Below are 16,192 nucleotides of genomic sequence, written 5' to 3' on the forward strand. Positions count from 1 at the left end.
GAGTACGAGAGGTTGAAGCTCTTGTTGCAGAGCGGGAAATCGGGAACGATGTTCTTCAGCACCGCGTACTCGAGCGCCGGCCAGTTCCTGAACGACGGATCCACGATCTTCACCCGCCGGAGCGTCGCGGGCCCGTCGGCGACGACCCAGTGCCAGACCGGTCCGCGCCACGCCTCGACCAGGCCGAGCGCGTGGCCCCCCGCGGCCAGCGGTGGCAGCGGCACGCGCGCGGGCCCGTGCGGGGTGCGGCCCGCCGCGGCGCGGATCAGCCGTGCCGCCTCGCGCGCCTCCTCGAGGCGCACCATCGTGCGCGCCCAGACGTCGCCCGTCGTGTAGACGGCCACCCGCACGTCGAGCTCCCCGTACGCGGCGAACGGCGCGTCACGCCGGCAGTCGGCGTCGATCCCGCTCGCGCGCCCCACGAGGCCGACGACCTGCAGCTCGCGCGCCGTCCGCTCCGTCAGCCGCCCCGTGCCCTGCAGGCGCTCGAGCACCATCGTGTTGTCGAGCGAGAGACGCGCGATCTCCTCGAACTCGACGACGCGCGCCTCGACGACGGCGGCGAGCTCGCCGAGCGGGGCGTGCGCGATCGGGCCGGCGACCCCGCCTGGCACGACGGCGCCGCGGAGCAGGCGGTGGCCCGCCACGCGCGCGTTCAGCCGGCAGAGCTCCTCGCGGATCCGGAAGCAGTGCGCGTGGCCGAAGGCGAAGCCGGTGTCGTTGACGATCATGCCGACGTCGGCGACGTGGTTGTAGAGGCGCTCGAGCTCGAGGAGGACGACGCGGAGCCAGCGGGCGCGCGGCGGGACGTCGCAGCCCGCGAGCGCCTCGAGCGCCTGGCAGTAGGCGAGCGCGTGGCCGGCGCTCGTGTCGCCCGAGACGCGCTCGGCGAGCTCGGGCGTGCGGGCGAACGGCAGCGTCTCGAAGAGCTTCTCGGTGCCCTTGTGGACGAAGCCGAGGCGCGTCTCGAGATTCACGATGGTCTCGCCCTCGACGCTGAAGCGGAAGTGGCCGGGCTCGATGATGCCCGCGTGCACGGGCCCGACGGTGATCTCGAAGATGCCCTCGCCCTCGACGTGGCGGAACGGGAACGGCTGCCCCGCGTCGGCGAAGTCGTCGCGCGGCGCCGTGTCGCGGCGCAGCGGATGATAGGCCTCGGGCCAGAACTGGTGGAGCGCGAGGCGGCGCGGGTCGGGGTGGCCGAGCGGCGTGAGGCCGAAGAGGTCGTGGATCTCGCGCTCGAACCGGCTCGCCGCGAACGAGCGCGTCGCGAGCGACGGGAAGCTCGGGACGGCCGGGTCCACCGGGACGAGGACGAGCGCGCGGGGCCGGAGCGCGGGCGGCGCGAACCCGTACGCGAGCGTGAAGTCGCCGCTCCGGTCGCGGGTGTCGGCCGCGGCCAGGAACTGGCACTCGGCGCCGAGCGCCGAGAGCCGGTCGGCCAGCGCGTGGAGCTCCCCGGCCGCGAGCCGGCCCTCGACGGTGGACCCGTCCCGCACGGCGACGCCGCCCGCGCCCGCCTCGCCCAGGGCGCGCGCGAGGATCTCGAGCGTGAGGGGCGCCATCTCAGCGCGTCACGATGGCCGCGGCCCGTCCGAGCGCATCGCCGAGCCCGGGCGGCCACGCGATGCCGGTGACGACGAGGAGCAGCAGCGCGAGCGTGACGGGGAGCGCCAGCCAGACGCCGGCCTCACCGGCGCGCGGCGGCGCCCCGGCCGGGGCGCCGTAGAGCATCGCGTTGGTGGCGCGCAGGAGCCCCGCAAACGCGACGACTAGCAGGACGAGCCCGAGCACCGCGGCCCAGACGGGTCCCTCGCGGAAGCCCGCGCCGAAGATCAGCACCTCGCTCGTGAACAGGCCGAAGGGCGGCAGCCCGAGGAGGGCGAGCATGGCCGCGAGGAAGCCGGCGGCCGTCCGCGGCAGCCCGCGCGCGAGCCCGCGCACGGCCGCGATCTCCGCGGAGTCGTAGGCGGCGCGGATCCGCCCGGCGAGGAGGAAGAGCGTGGACTTCGCGAGCGCGTGGTTCGCGACGTGGAGGAGCGCGCCGGTCACGCCCCACGCGCCGCCGAACGCGAGCCCCGCGCAGACGATGCCGAGGTGCTCGACGCTCGAGTAGGCGAGCATCCGCTTGAAGTTCTGCGCCGTCCAGAGGAAGAGCGCGGCGACCGCCATCGAGAGGAGGCCGAAGGCCAGGAGGATGCGGCCCGTGAAGCCCCGACCCGCGGCGAGGTCGACGATCGGCTTGAAGCGGAGGATCGCGTAGATCCCGACGCTCAGCAGGACGCCCGACATCAGCGCGCTCACCGGCGCGGGCGCCTCGCTGTGGGCGTCGGGCAGCCAGGTGTGCATCGGGGCGAGCCCCGCTTTCGTCCCGTAGCCCACGACGAGGAAGACGAACGCGAGCTGGAGGACCCGCGGCGGGAGGCCGGGCGCCAGGCGCAGCAGCGTCGTCCAGCGGAGGGCGTAGGCCTCGTCGCCGAAGAGCTGGACGTCGGCGAAGTACACGAGCACCGTGCCGAGGAACGCGATCGCGATCCCGACCGAGCAGATGAGCAGGTACTTGTACGACGCCTCGAGCGACGCGCGCGTGCGCTCGAAGTTCACGAGGAAGACCGACGCGAGCGTCGTCCCCTCGACCGCGACCCACATGAGTCCCACGTCGTCGGTGGCGACGGCGAGCAGCATGGTGAAGACGAAGAGGTGGAAGAGGAGGTAGAAGCGCCCCGAGGCGTACCGCGGTGCCTCGACCGCCGCCAGCGCGGCGACCAAGCCGATGAGCACGGCCATCCACGCCGAGAGGGCGTCGGCGCGGAGGACGCCGCCGAGCGCCGTGAGGTCGCGCCCGCGGTAGACCGTCCCCGCAACGGCGAGCGCCGCGACGAGCGTCAGCGTCGAGGTGGCGGCGTGGACGGCCGTCGCCGGACGGCCGCGCGCGCGCGTCAGGACGAGCGCGCCGGCCAGCGGCGCCGCGAGGAGCAGGACGAGCGTCATCCGCGCAGCTCCCGGAGCCGGCGCTCCTCGATCGACTCGTGCTCGCGGCGGACCTCGCCGACGACCGCCTCCATGATGAGCACGATGACCAGCACGTCGAGGAACACGCCCGCCTCGACGATGCCGGGCAGCCCGTAGGTGGCGAGCAGCGCCAGGCCGAAGACCCCGTTCTCGAAGACGAGGAAGCCGAGGATGTGGCCGAGCGCGTCGCGGCCGGTCACGCAGAGGAACAGGCCGATCAGCGCCATCGCGAAGGCGAGCGGGATCGCGCCCTCGGTGGGCAGCTCCGTCGCGGCCTTGACCGGCAGCATGACGACGTAGGCGACCACGACGAGCGCCCCCGCGACGAGGAGGGCGATGCCCGACGACCGGCCCGGCGTCACGGGGCGTACGGGCATGCCCGCGCCGATGCGCCGGAGCACGCGCGGGATCGCCCAGGCCTTGACGACGATGAAGACGAGGGCGAGGAGCAGGAGCCGTGGCCGCCCCGCGAGCACGCCGAGGGCCCCGGCGAGCGCGGCGAGGACGAGCGACTGGATCGTGAAGAGGCGGAGCCGGCCGGGCCAGCTCTGCCGCCAGACGATCGCGAGCGCCACGACGAGCCCGACGAACGCGAGGAGGTTCGACGCGGTCGTCATCGGACGAGGAAGACCGCCGTCACGGAGAGGAGCGCCAGCGCGAACGAGCCGGCGAGGAGCTCGGGCACGCGGAAGAGCCGGAGCTTCGCCATGAGCGTCTCGAGCACCGCGAGGGCCGCCGTCAGGACCGCGAGCTTGCCCGCGAGCGCCAGGAGCCCGAGCAGGACCGGCACCGGCTCGACGAGGCTCGAGACGCCCCACGGGAAGAAGAGGTTGGCGAGGAGGGCGAGGAAGACGAAGAGCTTCATCGCCGCCGCCCACTCGACCAGCGCCAGGTGGCGCCCCGAGTACTCGAGCACCATCGCCCCGTGGATCATCGTGAGCTCGAGATGCGTGGCCGGGTTATCCACGGGCAGGCGACCCGTCTCCGCGAGCATGACGATGAAGAACGCGGCGAACGCGAGCAGGTGGGCAGGGTCGAGCGCGAGCCGGGGCTCGCTCGCGAACCGCTCGACGATGCCGCCGAGGTTGGTCGTCTCCGCGCGCAGGGCGAGGGCGAAGACCGCCAGGATCACGGTCGGCTCGGCGAGCGCCGCGACCGCCACCCCGCGGCTCGATCCCATCCCGCCGAAGGCGCTCCCCGAGTCGAGTCCGGCGAGCGCGAGGAAGAACGTTCCGAGCATGAAGAGGTACATCAAGAGAATGATCCCGGCGAACGGCAGGCCCGTCCGCGAGGCGAGGACCGGGACGATCACCGCCGCGACCAGCATGGTCGCGACCAGCACGTAGGGCGTTACGCGGAAGATCCACGACGTCGTCGTCGAGACGACCGCGTCCTTGACGAGCAGCTTCCGGAGATCGGCGTACGGCTGCCACGGCGCGGGCCCGCGGCGTCCGACCAGCCGCGCCTTCAGCGTGCGGAGGACCCCCACGAGCAGCGGCGCGCCGAGGCCGACGACGAGGACCTGGGCGAGCGCGGTGGCAAGGCCGGCGATCACGCGAGCACCAGCAGGACGAGGAGCATCGCGAGGATGTACGCGAGGTAGACGTTGGTGCTGCCCGACTGGATCGCCCGCGCGCGGCGCGCGACGGCGGAGAGCGTGCCGAGCACGGGCCGGTAGAGCCAGTCCTCGAAGATCGAGCGCGTCGGGTTCTCGTACTCGATCCGCTCGACGAAGAGGCGCGACTCGGGATGGAACTCGATCGCGAGCCGCTTCGCGGGCCGGTAGAAGAAGTCGAAGACGCGCTTGAACGGGTTCGAGAAGGCCGTGGCCGTGTACTCCATGCGCGAGGTCTGGAGCACGCGCCCGCAGCCCCAGGTCTCGGCGCGGCGCACGCGGCGCGAGGCGCCGGCGAGCCGCAGCGCGACGAGCGGGAGCATGAGCCCCCCGGCGAGCGCGACGGCGAGCACGAGCGTCGAGAGGCTGCCGAAGTCGCCGGAGACGCTCAGGGTGAGCCCGTCGACGACCTCGACCGGCGCCGTGGCGCCCGTCAGCCCGCGCGCCACCCCGAGGAGCACCGGCACCACGAGCGTCGGGGCGAGGCCCAGCCCGAGGCAGAGGACGGCGAGCGCGACCATCGCCGCGCGCATCGAGCTCGGCGCCTCGTGGGCGCGCGCCGCGGCCTCGCTCCGGGGGAGCGCGAGGAACGAGATCCCGAACGCCTTCACGAAGCAGGCCATCGCCAGGCCGCTCGTGAGCGCGAGCCCGGCGATCCCGAGCGCGAAGACGAGGTTCAGCGCGGGCTCCGCGAGGCGCGTGTTCTGGAGCAGGGCCATGAACGTGAGCCACTCGCTCACGAAGCCGTTGAAGGGCGGGAGGGCCGCGATCGCCGCCGAGCCCGCGAGGAAGCACGCGGCCGTCCAGGGCATGCGCTTGATGAGCCCGCCCAGCTCCTCCATGTTGCGCGTGCCGGTGCCGTGCACGACCGCGCCGGCGCCGAGGAAGAGGAGCGCCTTGAACGCGGCGTGGTTCAGCGTGTGGTAGAGGCCGGCGGCGAGCGCCAGGAGCGCGAGCGCCTCGAGCCCGGCCGGCCGGTAGATCATCGCCGCGCCGACGCCGATCAGGATGATCCCGATGTTCTCGATGCTGTGGAACGCGAGCAGGCGCTTGAGGTCGTGGTCCACGAGCGCGTAGAGGACCCCGATCACGGACGACGTCGCGCCCAGGAGCAGGACCGCGACGCCCCACCAAACCGGCCCGGCGCCGAGCCAGTCGAAGCCGGCGCGCAGCAGCCCGTAGACGCCGAGCTTGATCATGACGCCCGACATCAGCGCCGAGACGTGACTGGGCGCGGCCGGGTGCGCGAGGGGGAGCCAGACGTGGAGCGGGATCACGCCGGCCTTGCCGAGGAAGCCCGCGGCGAGGAGCACGAAGACGGCGTCGCGCCGGAGGGCCGTGAGGCCCGGCGCGGCTGCGTGCCAGTCGGCGAAGCGCCAGCTCCCCGTGGCCGCGCCGAGCAGCAGCATGCCCGCGAGCAGGCAGACGAGCCCGGCGTGGGTCATGACCGCATACACCCACGCGGCCCGCACCGCGCCCGGCTCGCGCGGGTCGTGGAGTACGAGGAAGTAGCAGGCGAGCGACATGAGCTCCCACGCGATCGCGAACGACATGAGATTCGCCGCGAGCGGGACGACGCACATCGCCAGGACGAAGCCGACATAGGCCAGGACCCCGCGGCGCTCGCCTCCGGCGTAGCCGATGGCGTAGATCGACGCGGGGATGGTGGCGACGCCGACGAGGGCGAGGAAGAAGCCGCCGAGCGGGTCCAGCGCCAGCTCGAGGCCACCGAGGGGCACGAGCCACGGCACGGAGAGCGTCCACGCGCGACCGAACACGCCGGCGAGGCCCGCCGCGATCGCCACGACGCCGACCGCGGTCGCGCAGAGGAACCCGAGCGCGGCCATCAGCGGCGGCGGCCGAGCACGTCGAGGAGCCCTGCGAGGATCGCCGCCGGTGACGGCGGGCAGCCCGGGATGACGGCGTCCACGGGCACGACGTCGCCCACACCGCCCACGATCGCGTACGAGCCGCGGAAGATCCCGCCGTCGCGGGCACAGTCGCCGACGGCGACGACCAGCTTCGGGTCGGGCGTGGCCTCCCACGTCCGGCGGAGCGCCTCGGCCATGTTCCGCGTCACGGGGCCCGTCACGAGCAGGCAGTCGGCGTGACGCGGCGAGGCGACGACGTGGAGGCCGAAGCGCTCGAGGTCGTAGTGGGGCCCGGTGAGCGCCGCGATCTCGAGCTCGCAGGCATTGCACGATCCGGCGTCCACCTCGCGGATCCCGAGCGAGCGGCCGAAGACGCGGCGGACCGCGTCCGCGAGCCGGGCGCCGACCCGCTCGACGTCGGCGTCGTGCCGGACGGGCTCGGTGACGATCCCGGCGCGGAGGGCGGCCTGGAGCTGGCGGAACACGGGTCAGCGCCGCCGCGGCGGGCGGGCCTCCTCGCGGAGCGCGCGAAGCATGCCCTGGGTGCTGACGAGGTGGTTATCGAAGATCCGGCGCGCGACGTCGAGCAGGTCGCCGACCAGCGGGTCGCGGAGCGCGTAGCGCACCGTCGTGCCCTCCTTCCGCGCGCCGACGACGTTCGCGCGCCGCAGGACCGCGAGCTGCGAGGAGACGGTGGGCTGGTCGAGGCCGAGCGCGGCCTGGAGCTCCTGGACGCTCCGCTCGCGCGCGCGCAGGAACTCGAGGATCCGGATGCGGAGCGGGTGGGCGATCGCCTTGAAGAAGTCCGCCTTGAACGCCTGCAGCTCCGTGGACGCGAGGGCCTGGGCCACGGGAACTTCTTATATCTCGATATGCCTATATAGTCAATTCGTCCCGAGCAGCTCGCGGTACACGCCCGTGGTGAGCTCCATGGACGCGTCGATCGAGTAGCGGGCGCTCACGAGCCGCGCGCCCGCGCGGCCGAACGCCTCGGCCCGCGCCGGGTCGTTGACGAGGTCGAGGATCGCCGCCGCGAGGGCACGGGGGTCGCCCGGCGGCACGAGGCGCCCCGTCTCGCCGTCGCGGACGAGCTCCGGGCTGCCGCCGACCGTGGACGCGACGACGGGCGTGCCGACCGCGAAGGCCTGCGGGATCACCTGCGAGGTGGCCTCCGAGCGGATCGACGGGAGCACGAGGACGTCGAGCGCGGCCATGATCTCGGGGATGTCGCGGCGGAACCCCGTCAGGGTCACCGCCGCCTCGAGCCCCATGTCGCCGGCCCGCCGGCGCACCTCGCCGTGGCCCACGCCGTCCCCGACGATGAGGAAGCGCGCGTCCGGGCGCGCGCGGAGGACTTCGCGCGCGGCCTCGAGAAAGACGTTGTGGCCCTTGGACCCTCGGATATTGGCGACGAGGCCGACCAGCGGCCGGCCGGCCGTGAGACCGAGCTCGTCGCGCACCGTCTTGCCGGAGACGCCGGGATGAAAGCGCCGCGTGTCCACGCCGGGCGGGATCGAGACCACGCGCGCGGCCGGCACGCCCGCGCCGACGACGATGGCGCGCACGGCCTCGCCGCTCGTGACCACGCGGTGGGCCAGGCGATACACGAGCGCACGGCGGGACAGGATCCGGATGGACACGTGACGGCTGCGCACCACGGCGAGCCCGAGCGACCGCGCGGCGAGGCCGCCGAGCCAGCTGTCCACGGAGCTATGGGTGTGGACGAGGCCCACCGCGCGCGCGTGCATGAGCCGGCGCAGGGTCAGCAGCGCGCCCAGGTCGTGGATGCCGCGCATCCGGACCGGGACCGTCGGGATCCCGGCGGCCTCGGCCTCGGCGAGGAGGGGGCTCGCGGGCTGGCAGGCGACGAGCGCTCCCCAGCCGTGGTCGAGGAGCCAGCGCGACTCGGCGAGGATCCGGAGCTCCTGGCCGCCGAGCCCGCGCGACGCCTCGGTGTGGAGGATCGTCGGCATGGCGACAGACTACCGCCGCCGACGCTCAGAGGAAAAGAAGCGGGTGTTGGGGGGCTCGGGGGCTACCAGCGGCCGCCGCGGGAGCCGCCGCGGCCGCCGCCACCGCCGCCGCCGCCACCGCCGAAGCCCCCACGGCCACCGCCGCCGCCCCGGCCACCGCCGCCGCTGCCCGGCGCCTTCGCCTTCTCGACCTGGATGGTGCGGCCGTCGAAGCTCGTGCCGTTCAGCTTGCTGATGGCGCTCTCGGCTTCCTCGGGCGTCGCCATTTCGACGAACCCGAAGCCGCGCGAGCGGCCGGTGTCCCGGTCCGTCACGACGCTCGCGGACTCGACCGTGCCGCACGCCGCGAACGCCTCGCGCAAGCGCTCGTTGGAAGTGGAGAAGGAGAGGCCGCCGACGAAGAGCTTGACCGCCATGGAAGGAGCTCCTTGTGCCTTCCGACGCTTTGCACGGCCCTGAGCTCGGAAGGAGGTCGGGGACGCGGCCTGGCGGGGAGGAAGGTTCCCGGCGAACCGACGACCGCACCAGACAGGTGGAGTATACACTTGTTGGCAAGAGCCGCGGGCCGAATCTTGCCGAGGTGCGCGTGGTCGATTTCCTCATCCGGCATTTCCAATATGTCGGGCTCTTCCTGGTTCTCCTGGGCGCCGGCCTCGGCCTGCCGGTGCCCGAGGAGGTGCCGGTCGTCGCGGCCGGTGTTCTCTCACGCGCCGGGATTTTCAGGTGGTGGCTCGCGCTGCCCGTGTGCCTCGTGGGCGCCCTCGCCGGCGACGCCGTCCTCTACTGGACCGGCCACCACTGGGGCGAGCGGGTGCTCGACTGGCGGCCCGTCCGCCGCATCCTCCCCGCGGCGCGCGCGGCGCGTCTGCTCGTGGCGTACCGCGAGCACGGCGCGAAGATCGTCTTCGGCGCCCGCCACGTGATGGGGCTCCGGGCGGCGGCGTTCCTCACGGCCGGCATCGCGCGGGTCCCGTTCTGGAAGTTCCTCGCGGCGGACGCGGCCGCCGCCTGCCTCGGCCTTCCCGCGGGCTTCGCCCTGGCCTTCGCGTTCGCCGACCGGGTGGAGAGCGTGCTCGCCGACGTCCACCGCGTCGAGCGCTGGGCGGCGCTCGTCGCCGTCCTCACCGTCGCCGTGTGGCTCGCGCTCCGGGCGTACCGCAAGGCGCGGCGCGCGTAATGCTATAGTCGGCGTGGAGACTGGCGTGACGTCAGGCGAACGGAAGCCCTGGCACGCGATCTTTCGGCTGCTCGAGGGCGACGAGCGGGTCTTCGCGGTCCTCCTCGCCGTCGTGATGGTGGGCGGCCTCGCCACCCTCGGCGTCGTCCCCCTGCGGCCACGTCACCGGATCGACCTCTTCAACCTCGTCTTCTGGTTCGCCGCCTACAAGGTGTGCATCTTCGCCCTCGTGACCGTGAAGCCGCGCGCGACGGCCGCGATCTTCGTGGGCGCTCTCGCGATCGACCTCGCGGTGGTCTTCGTGCTCCTCTCCCTCACCGGCGGCGGCGACAGCCTCTTCGTCAACCTCTTCTACCCGCTGGTCGCCGTCAACGCCTACTACTTCGGGAGGTGGGTCGGCTTGCTGCTCGCCGCGGTCGCCGGCCTGCTCTACTGGACGGCGGCGTGGCTCGCGCCGCCCAACGCCGCGTGGACGGCGGTGGTATTCCTGATGGGGCTCGTCGGGCTGCCCGCGTACGCCCTGGGGCACGTGGCGGATCGCGAGCGCCGGGCGCGTACCGAGGTCGAGCGGCTCAACGTCGAGCTCACGGGGACGCTCTCGCGGCTCCAGACGGCGCAGCAGGAGCTGCTCGTCGCCGAGCGGATGGCGACCGTGGGCCGCGTCTCGCTCAAGGTCGCCCACGAGGTGCGCAACCCCATCAGCGCGATCGAGCTGAACGCCGAGATGCTCGACGACATCGTGCGCGGGCGCGCCGGCCAGGACATGGAGGACGCGACGGGGCTCGTGCGGGCGATCCGCGACCAGGTCAACACGCTCGACGCGATCACCGAGGAGTACCTGGCCTTCGCGCGGTTCCCGAAGCCGAACTTCGAGGAAGAGTCGGTGAACCAGCTCGTCCAGGAGCTCGCCGACTTCGTCCGCCCGGTCTGGAGCAGGCAGGGACTCGCCGTGCGCGTGGAGATTGACCCGGACGTGCCCATGACGGAGATCGACCGCGGGCTCATGCGCCAAGCGATCCTGAACCTCGTGAAGAACGGGCTCGAGGCGCTCTCGAGCGGCGGCGAGCTGACGATCGCGAGCCACTTCGCCGGCGACGCCACCGAGATCGCGGTGTCGGACACGGGCTCGGGCATCCCGGACGCCGTCGGTGCGCGGCTCTTCGAGCAGTTCTTCACGACCAAGCCCCAGGGTACGGGCCTCGGTCTCTCGATCGCGCGCCAGATCGTCGAGGAGCACGGCGGCGAGATCCGCTGGGCGAACCGGCCGGGGCGGGGCGCGACCTTCACGATCCGCCTGCCGATCAAGCGCGTGCCGGCGACGAGGGACGTGGATGCCTGAGCCCGCGACGCTGCTGGTGGCCGACGACGACCCCGGGCTCCGCGAGAGCCTCGAGCGGACGCTGACGCGCGAGGGCTACAAGGTCCTCCTCGCCTCCGACGGCAACGCCGCGCTCGAGCGTCTGCAGGGGGGCGGGATCGACCTCGTCCTCACCGACCTCAAGATGCCGGGGCTCACCGGCATCGAGGTGCTGCGCGCGGCCAAGGCGATCGCCCCCGACGTGGACGTGATCCTCCTCACCGCGTTCGGGACCGTCGAGGAGGCCGTGAAGGCGATGAAAGAGGGCGCCTACGACTTCCTCACCAAGCCCTTCCGGCGCGCCCAGGTGCTCCGCCTCATCCGCCAGGCGCTCGAGCGCCGCGAGCTGATCCAGCAGAACCGCGCCCTCCAGCAGCGGCTCGACGACCTGCTCCAGCAGGGCGTGGTCATCGGCTCGAGCCCCGCGTTCCGCCGGATGATGACGGTCGTCGAGCAGGTCGCCGACAGCTCGGCGACGGTCCTGCTCCAGGGCGAGAGCGGCACGGGCAAGGAGCTCGTGGCCCGCGCGATCCACGAGCGCTCGGCGCGGCGGAAGGGCCCGTTCGTGGCGGTGAACTGCGCCGCGTTGCCGGAGACGCTGCTCGAGTCCGAGCTCTTCGGGTACGAGAAGGGCGCATTCACCGGCGCGGCGGGGCGCAAGGAGGGGCGCTTCGAGCTCGCCGACGGCGGCACGCTGTTCCTCGACGAGGTCGCCGACCTCTCGCCGGTGACCCAGCCGAAGATCCTGCGCGTCCTGCAGGAGGGCGAGTTCGACCGGCTCGGCGGCACGCGCTCGCTCCGCGTGGACGTCCGGATCGTCACGGCGACCAACCAGGACCTCATCCAGATGGTAAAGGGCAAGCGCTTCCGCGAGGACCTCTACTATCGGCTCAATGTCATCACCGTCCGCGTGCCCCCGCTCCGCGAGCGCTACGAGGACGTCCGCGTCCTCGCCCAGCACTTCCTGCGCATCTACGCCGCGAAGAACGGCCGGAAGCTCGAGGGGTTCAGCGCCGAGGCCATCGAGCGTCTCGAGGCCTACGCGTGGCCGGGCAACGTCCGCGAGCTCGAGAACCTCGTCGAGCGCAGCGTCGTGCTGGCGCGGAAGGACCGGATCGACGCCGAAGATCTGCCGGAGGAGATCGTCGGCGTGAAGCGCGCGCCGCGCGACGCCATCCTGGAACTGGTCGGCACCCCGCTCGGCGAGATCGAGCAGCGCCTGCTCGACGAGACACTCCGCATCACCGGGGGCAACAAGACGCAGGCGGCCAAGCTCCTCGGCATCGACGTGCGCACGGTGGCGCGCAAGCTCGAGCGTCGCGAGGACGCGGACGAGGTGGGCGAGGCCCCCGCCTCGTGAAGGCGCTGCTCCTCACGCGCGAGTACCCGCCGCACGTCTACGGCGGGGCCGGCGTGGTCGCAGACCAGCTCTCGCGCGCGCTGGCGCGGCGGATGCCCGTCGAGGTGCGCTGCTTCGGCGAGCGCGCGCCCGGCGCCGCGCCCGAGGGCGTCACGGTCCGGGGCTACGCGCCCTGGGCGCGCCTCGCGGCGGGGGCGGACGGGCCGCGCTTCGCGCCCGCCCTCGAGACCCTCTCGATCGGGCTCGCGATGGCGCGCGACCCGGTGGACGCCGACGTCGCCCACGCCCACACGTGGTACGCGGACATGGCGGGCCTCTGGATCCGCACGCTCCACCGGATCCCGCTCGTCGTGACGCTCCACAGCCTCGAGCCCCTCCGGCCGTGGAAGGCCGACCAGCTCGGCAGCGGCTACCTGCTCTCGAGCTGGATCGAGAAGACGGCGGTGGAGGCCGCCGACCGCGTGATCGCGGTCTCGAGCCGGATGCGCGAGGACATCCTCGCGCACTTCGACGCCGATCCCGCGAAGGTCGTGGTGATCCACAACGGGATCGACCCCGAGCGCTTCCGGCGCACCGAGCGGCGCGACGCGCTGGACCGCCTCGGCGTCAGACCGCCCTACGTCCTCTTCGTCGGCCGGATCACCGATCAGAAGGGGATCTTCCACCTCCTCGAGGCGGCGCCCCGGCTGCCGAAGGGCGTGCAGGTCGTCCTCTGCGCCTCGGCGCCGGACACGCCCGAGATCGAGGAGCGCCTGCGCCGCGCGGTGTCGCGGCAGCCGAACGTCCTCTGGATCGGCGAGATGGCGCCCGTCGAGACCGTCGTCCAGCTCTACAGCCACGCCGCCGTCTTTGCGTGCCCCTCGGTGTACGAGCCCTTCGGCCTGATCAACCTCGAGGCGATGGCGTGCGAGACGCCGGTCGTCGCGTCCGCCGTCGGCGGGATCGTCGAGGTCGTCGAGGACGGCAAGACCGGCCTCCTGGTGCCGCCGTCCCGTCCCGACGAGCTCGCCGCGGCGCTCCGGCGCGTGCTCGAGGACGAAGCGCTCGCGCGGGCGATGGGGCGCGCCGGCCGCCGCAGGGTCGAGGCGCAGTTCAGCTGGGCGAGCGTGGCCGAGCGGACCGAGCGCGTCTACGCCGACGCGATCGCGGAGTTCGCGCGCTCGACGGGCGAGGGCTGACGCCGGTGCCCGCGGCCGCGCTGGCCGGCGTCGGCGGCTTCGTCTTCGACCTCGACGGCTGCGTCTGGAACGGCGACGCGCTGAACCCCGGGGCGGGGGAGACGCTCGCGGCGCTCCACCGCGCGGGGCGCGGGCTCGCGTTCGTGACCAACAACTCGCGCGCGACCGGCGAGGACATCCGCCGGCGTCTCCGCGCGCTCGGCGTCGCGGCCGCCGAGCACGCGCTCACGCCCCTCGAGATCATCGGGGACGTGATCGCGCGGCGCTACGGCCCCTCGCGCGTGCTCGTGATCGGCGCCGAGGAGCTCGCGCGGGTCATCGCGCGCGCCGGTCACGAGGTCGTCCTCGTGAAGGACTACCGGCGGGCGACGGTCGTCGCGGTCGGCAACGACTTCGACCTCACGTACGAGCGGCTCACCGCCGCCGCGCGCGCCTGCGCCGCGGGCGCGCCCCTCGTCACGCCCAACGTCGACCCGCGCCTGCCGCTCGAGGGCGACGAGTTCCTCCCGGGCTGCGGCGCCCTCGTCGAGGCGGTCGCCGTCGCCGCGGGCGTCCGGCCCGTCGTCGTCGGCAAGCCCGAGGCGCCGCTCTTCCGCATCGCGCTCGAACGGCTGGGCCTGCCGCCGGCGTCGGCGGCGATGGTGGGCGACAGCGTGCCGTCGGACATCGCCGGCGCGCGCGCCGTCGGCATGCGCACGGTGCTCTACGCTCCCGCGGGCGGCCCCGCCGGCGCCGCCGACCTCGTCGTCGGCTCGTTCGCCGAGCTCGCCGCCGCCGCGGGCGTCGGCCCCGCGGCCGCGTGATAATCTAGGTCGCCATGTTCGACGTCGGCCTCCAGGAGATGCTCCTGATCGCCGTCATCGCCCTGCTCGTCTTCGGACCCTCGAAGCTCCCCGAGCTCGGGCGCATGTTCGGCCGCGCGATGCGCGAGTTCAGGCGCGCGAGCGACGAGTTCCGGCAGACGGTCGAGACGAACCTGCACGTGCACGATCTCGACCCCGTGATCCAGCCGCCCGCGGCCGAGACGCCGGCGCCCGCGCTCCCGTCGGAGACCGAGGCCACGCCCGCCCTCGAGACGGCGGCCGCCGTCGCGGTCGCCGAGCCGGGCGAGCCGTTCTGCAGCCAGCGGGGCTCGCGCCTCTTCCACAAGAGCGACTGCGCCTGGGTGAAGCGGATCCCCGAGACCGAGCGCCAGTACTGGAAGCACGTCGCGGACGCGCGGGACCAGGGCTGCGTGGCGTGTCCGGTCTGCGAGCCCTGGGAGCCCTCCTCCTGACCGGCTCTTTTTTTCCTGGACAAGCTCAACACGCGTTGAGTATCATCCAGAGCCACGGGAGGCCGCCATGCGCGAGCTGACGATGAAGCAGCGGGAGGTCCTGGAGTTCATGAGGGGCTTTCAGGCACGCCACGGGGCGCCGCCGACCGTGCGCGAGATCGCCCACCGCTTCAAGGTCACGCCGCGCGCCGCCTTCGACCATCTCCGCGCGCTCGAGCGCAAGGGCGCGCTCCAGCGGCGCCCGAGCGCCGGACGCACCTCGCGCGCCCTCACGCTCACGGAGCCGGTGGGCCCGCGCGCCTACCGCGCGGTCCCGATCCTCGGCCGGATCGCCGCCGGCTCGCCGCTCCTCGCCGAGGAGAACCGGGAGGGCGAGCTGCCGGTCGCGGCGTCGGCCCTCGCCGACCGCGGCGAGGACGTGTTCGCGCTCCGCGTCCGCGGCCAGAGCATGATCGACGCCCACATCGTGGACGGCGACCTCGTCCTGGTCCGCCGTCAGGACACGGCCCAGCCCAACGACATCGTCGTCGCCCTGCTCGAGTCCGAGGCGGGAGGCGACGCCGAGGCCACCGTGAAGCGCTACCTGCGCGACGGCCAGCGCGTCGTGCTGAAGCCGGAGAACGCGGCGATGAAGCCGATCGTCGTGGACCCGGCCGCGCGCCAGGTGAGGATCCTCGGCAAGGTCATCGGAGTGCTTCGCGGGTTCTGAGTCAGGAGGCTTCCATGCATTCCCACGCCGTCACGTACACGCTTCTCCATCGCCGGAGCACCCGCGCCTTTTTTTTGGCGCCGACCACTCAACACGTGGGGAGTCGACGAGTCGTCCTCGAGGTGGCGCGCGCGCTCATGGCGCTCGCGGCGCTCACTGGCTGGGCCGGCGTCTGTCTCCTTCTCGCGGGTTAGGCGGGGGGACGTGGGTGCGCTCGTACACCTTCGCGCCCAGGAAGAGGTCGAAGAGCCCGCCGTCGATCCGGCCGGCCCGGCGCTCGGCGGCGAGGATGTCGAGCGCCGCCTCGACCGGCACCGCCGCCTTGTAGGGCCGGTCGCCCGCGGTGAGCGCGTCGTAGATGTCGGCGATCGTCATGATGCGTGACTGGAGCGGGATTTCGTCCGCCTTCACCCCGTACGGGTAGCCCGAGCCGTCGAGCTTCTCGTGGTGCGAGCGCGCGATCTCCGGAATCCGCCGGAACTCCTTGGTCCACGGGATCTGGGCGAGGAACTGGTAGGTGTGGACCACGTGAGACTGGATCTGCTGGATCTCGTCGGGCGTGAGGCTGCCCTTGGGGATCGCGAGGATCGCGGCTTCGTCGGGGGTGATCACCGTGTGGCGGTTGCCCAGGTGGTCCTCGAAGCTCCGGAGCGCGAGCCGCTCG

At 73.2% G+C, this 16,192-nt stretch carries 17 protein-coding genes; 7 read left to right on the forward strand and 10 right to left on the reverse strand.

What is annotated here, in order from left to right; genetic code table 11:
- The 9 genes from VKG64_05575 to VKG64_05615 all read right to left on the reverse strand — a co-directional run.
- Nucleotides 1-1,565 (reverse strand): NADH-quinone oxidoreductase subunit C (locus VKG64_05575; GenBank protein HKB24508.1); only part of this gene is annotated, 1,565 nt, incomplete at its 3' end.
- Between the two features lies 1 nt (nt 1,566).
- Nucleotides 1,567-2,991, reverse strand: a complete 1,425-nt coding sequence (locus VKG64_05580) for a proton-conducting transporter membrane subunit (protein ID HKB24509.1) — start codon at nt 2,989-2,991, stop codon at nt 1,567-1,569.
- The gene (locus VKG64_05585; GenBank protein HKB24510.1) at nt 2,988-3,629 is read right to left on the reverse strand and encodes a hypothetical protein; all 642 of its coding nucleotides are present in this window, start codon (nt 3,627-3,629) and stop codon (nt 2,988-2,990) included. Before VKG64_05585 ends, VKG64_05580 begins: the two co-directional genes overlap by 4 nt.
- Entirely contained in the window at nt 3,626-4,567 is a 942-nt protein-coding gene (locus VKG64_05590; protein HKB24511.1) for an NADH-quinone oxidoreductase subunit H, read from the reverse strand. Before VKG64_05590 ends, VKG64_05585 begins: the two co-directional genes overlap by 4 nt.
- Complete coding sequence (locus VKG64_05595; GenBank protein ID HKB24512.1) at nt 4,564-6,474, reverse strand: proton-conducting transporter membrane subunit; 1,911 nt, start codon at nt 6,472-6,474, stop codon at nt 4,564-4,566. The genes VKG64_05590 and VKG64_05595 overlap by 4 nt, the downstream gene beginning before the upstream one ends.
- Nucleotides 6,474-6,983: an NADH-quinone oxidoreductase subunit NuoB gene (gene nuoB / locus VKG64_05600; protein ID HKB24513.1), complete on the reverse strand. Its 510-nt coding sequence runs from the start codon at nt 6,981-6,983 to the stop codon at nt 6,474-6,476. The genes VKG64_05595 and nuoB overlap by 1 nt, the downstream gene beginning before the upstream one ends.
- 3 nt (nt 6,984-6,986) lie before the next feature.
- A complete protein-coding gene (locus tag VKG64_05605; protein ID HKB24514.1) occupies nt 6,987-7,349 on the reverse strand; it encodes a metalloregulator ArsR/SmtB family transcription factor in 363 nt (120 codons plus the stop codon).
- Nucleotides 7,350-7,382: 33 nt separating this feature from the next.
- On the reverse strand, nt 7,383-8,471 hold the full coding sequence (locus VKG64_05610; protein ID HKB24515.1) for a glycosyltransferase: 1,089 nt from the start codon (nt 8,469-8,471) through the stop codon (nt 7,383-7,385).
- Between the two features lie 62 nt (nt 8,472-8,533).
- Nucleotides 8,534-8,887: an RNA-binding protein gene (locus tag VKG64_05615; protein ID HKB24516.1), complete on the reverse strand. Its 354-nt coding sequence runs from the start codon at nt 8,885-8,887 to the stop codon at nt 8,534-8,536.
- Nucleotides 8,888-9,057: 170 nt separating this feature from the next.
- Between VKG64_05615 and VKG64_05620 the strand changes: the two genes are divergently transcribed.
- The 7 genes from VKG64_05620 to lexA all read left to right on the forward strand — a co-directional run bounded on the left by VKG64_05620 (nt 9,058) and on the right by lexA (nt 15,528).
- Nucleotides 9,058-9,648 (forward strand): VTT domain-containing protein, encoded by a 591-nt coding sequence (locus tag VKG64_05620; GenBank protein ID HKB24517.1) that lies wholly within the window; start codon nt 9,058-9,060, stop codon nt 9,646-9,648.
- A gap of 25 nt (nt 9,649-9,673) precedes the next feature.
- Complete coding sequence (locus tag VKG64_05625; protein HKB24518.1) at nt 9,674-10,987, forward strand: ATP-binding protein; 1,314 nt, start codon at nt 9,674-9,676, stop codon at nt 10,985-10,987.
- Nucleotides 10,980-12,365 carry a sigma-54 dependent transcriptional regulator gene (locus VKG64_05630; protein ID HKB24519.1) on the forward strand — a complete coding sequence of 462 codons (1,386 nt, stop codon included), beginning with the start codon at nt 10,980-10,982 and terminating at the stop codon, nt 12,363-12,365. The genes VKG64_05625 and VKG64_05630 overlap by 8 nt, the downstream gene beginning before the upstream one ends.
- On the forward strand, nt 12,362-13,543 hold the full coding sequence (gene glgA / locus VKG64_05635) for a glycogen synthase (protein ID HKB24520.1): 1,182 nt from the start codon (nt 12,362-12,364) through the stop codon (nt 13,541-13,543). The genes VKG64_05630 and glgA overlap by 4 nt, the downstream gene beginning before the upstream one ends.
- A 5-nt stretch (nt 13,544-13,548) precedes the next feature.
- On the forward strand, nt 13,549-14,346 hold the full coding sequence (locus VKG64_05640; protein HKB24521.1) for an HAD-IIA family hydrolase: 798 nt from the start codon (nt 13,549-13,551) through the stop codon (nt 14,344-14,346).
- A 14-nt stretch (nt 14,347-14,360) separates the two neighbouring features.
- A complete protein-coding gene (gene tatB, locus VKG64_05645) occupies nt 14,361-14,819 on the forward strand; it encodes a Sec-independent protein translocase protein TatB (GenBank protein HKB24522.1) in 459 nt (152 codons plus the stop codon).
- A gap of 67 nt (nt 14,820-14,886) precedes the next feature.
- Nucleotides 14,887-15,528, forward strand: coding sequence for a transcriptional repressor LexA (gene lexA, locus VKG64_05650; protein ID HKB24523.1), 642 nt, complete (start codon nt 14,887-14,889; stop codon nt 15,526-15,528).
- Between the two features lie 153 nt (nt 15,529-15,681).
- Here lexA and VKG64_05655 read toward each other — a convergent pair.
- Nucleotides 15,682-16,192: HD domain-containing phosphohydrolase (locus tag VKG64_05655; protein ID HKB24524.1), on the reverse strand; the 511-nt coding region annotated here is incomplete at its 5' end.

Source organism: Candidatus Methylomirabilota bacterium (assembly GCA_035260325.1).
Taxonomy (GTDB): domain Bacteria; phylum Methylomirabilota; class Methylomirabilia; order Rokubacteriales; family CSP1-6; genus AR19.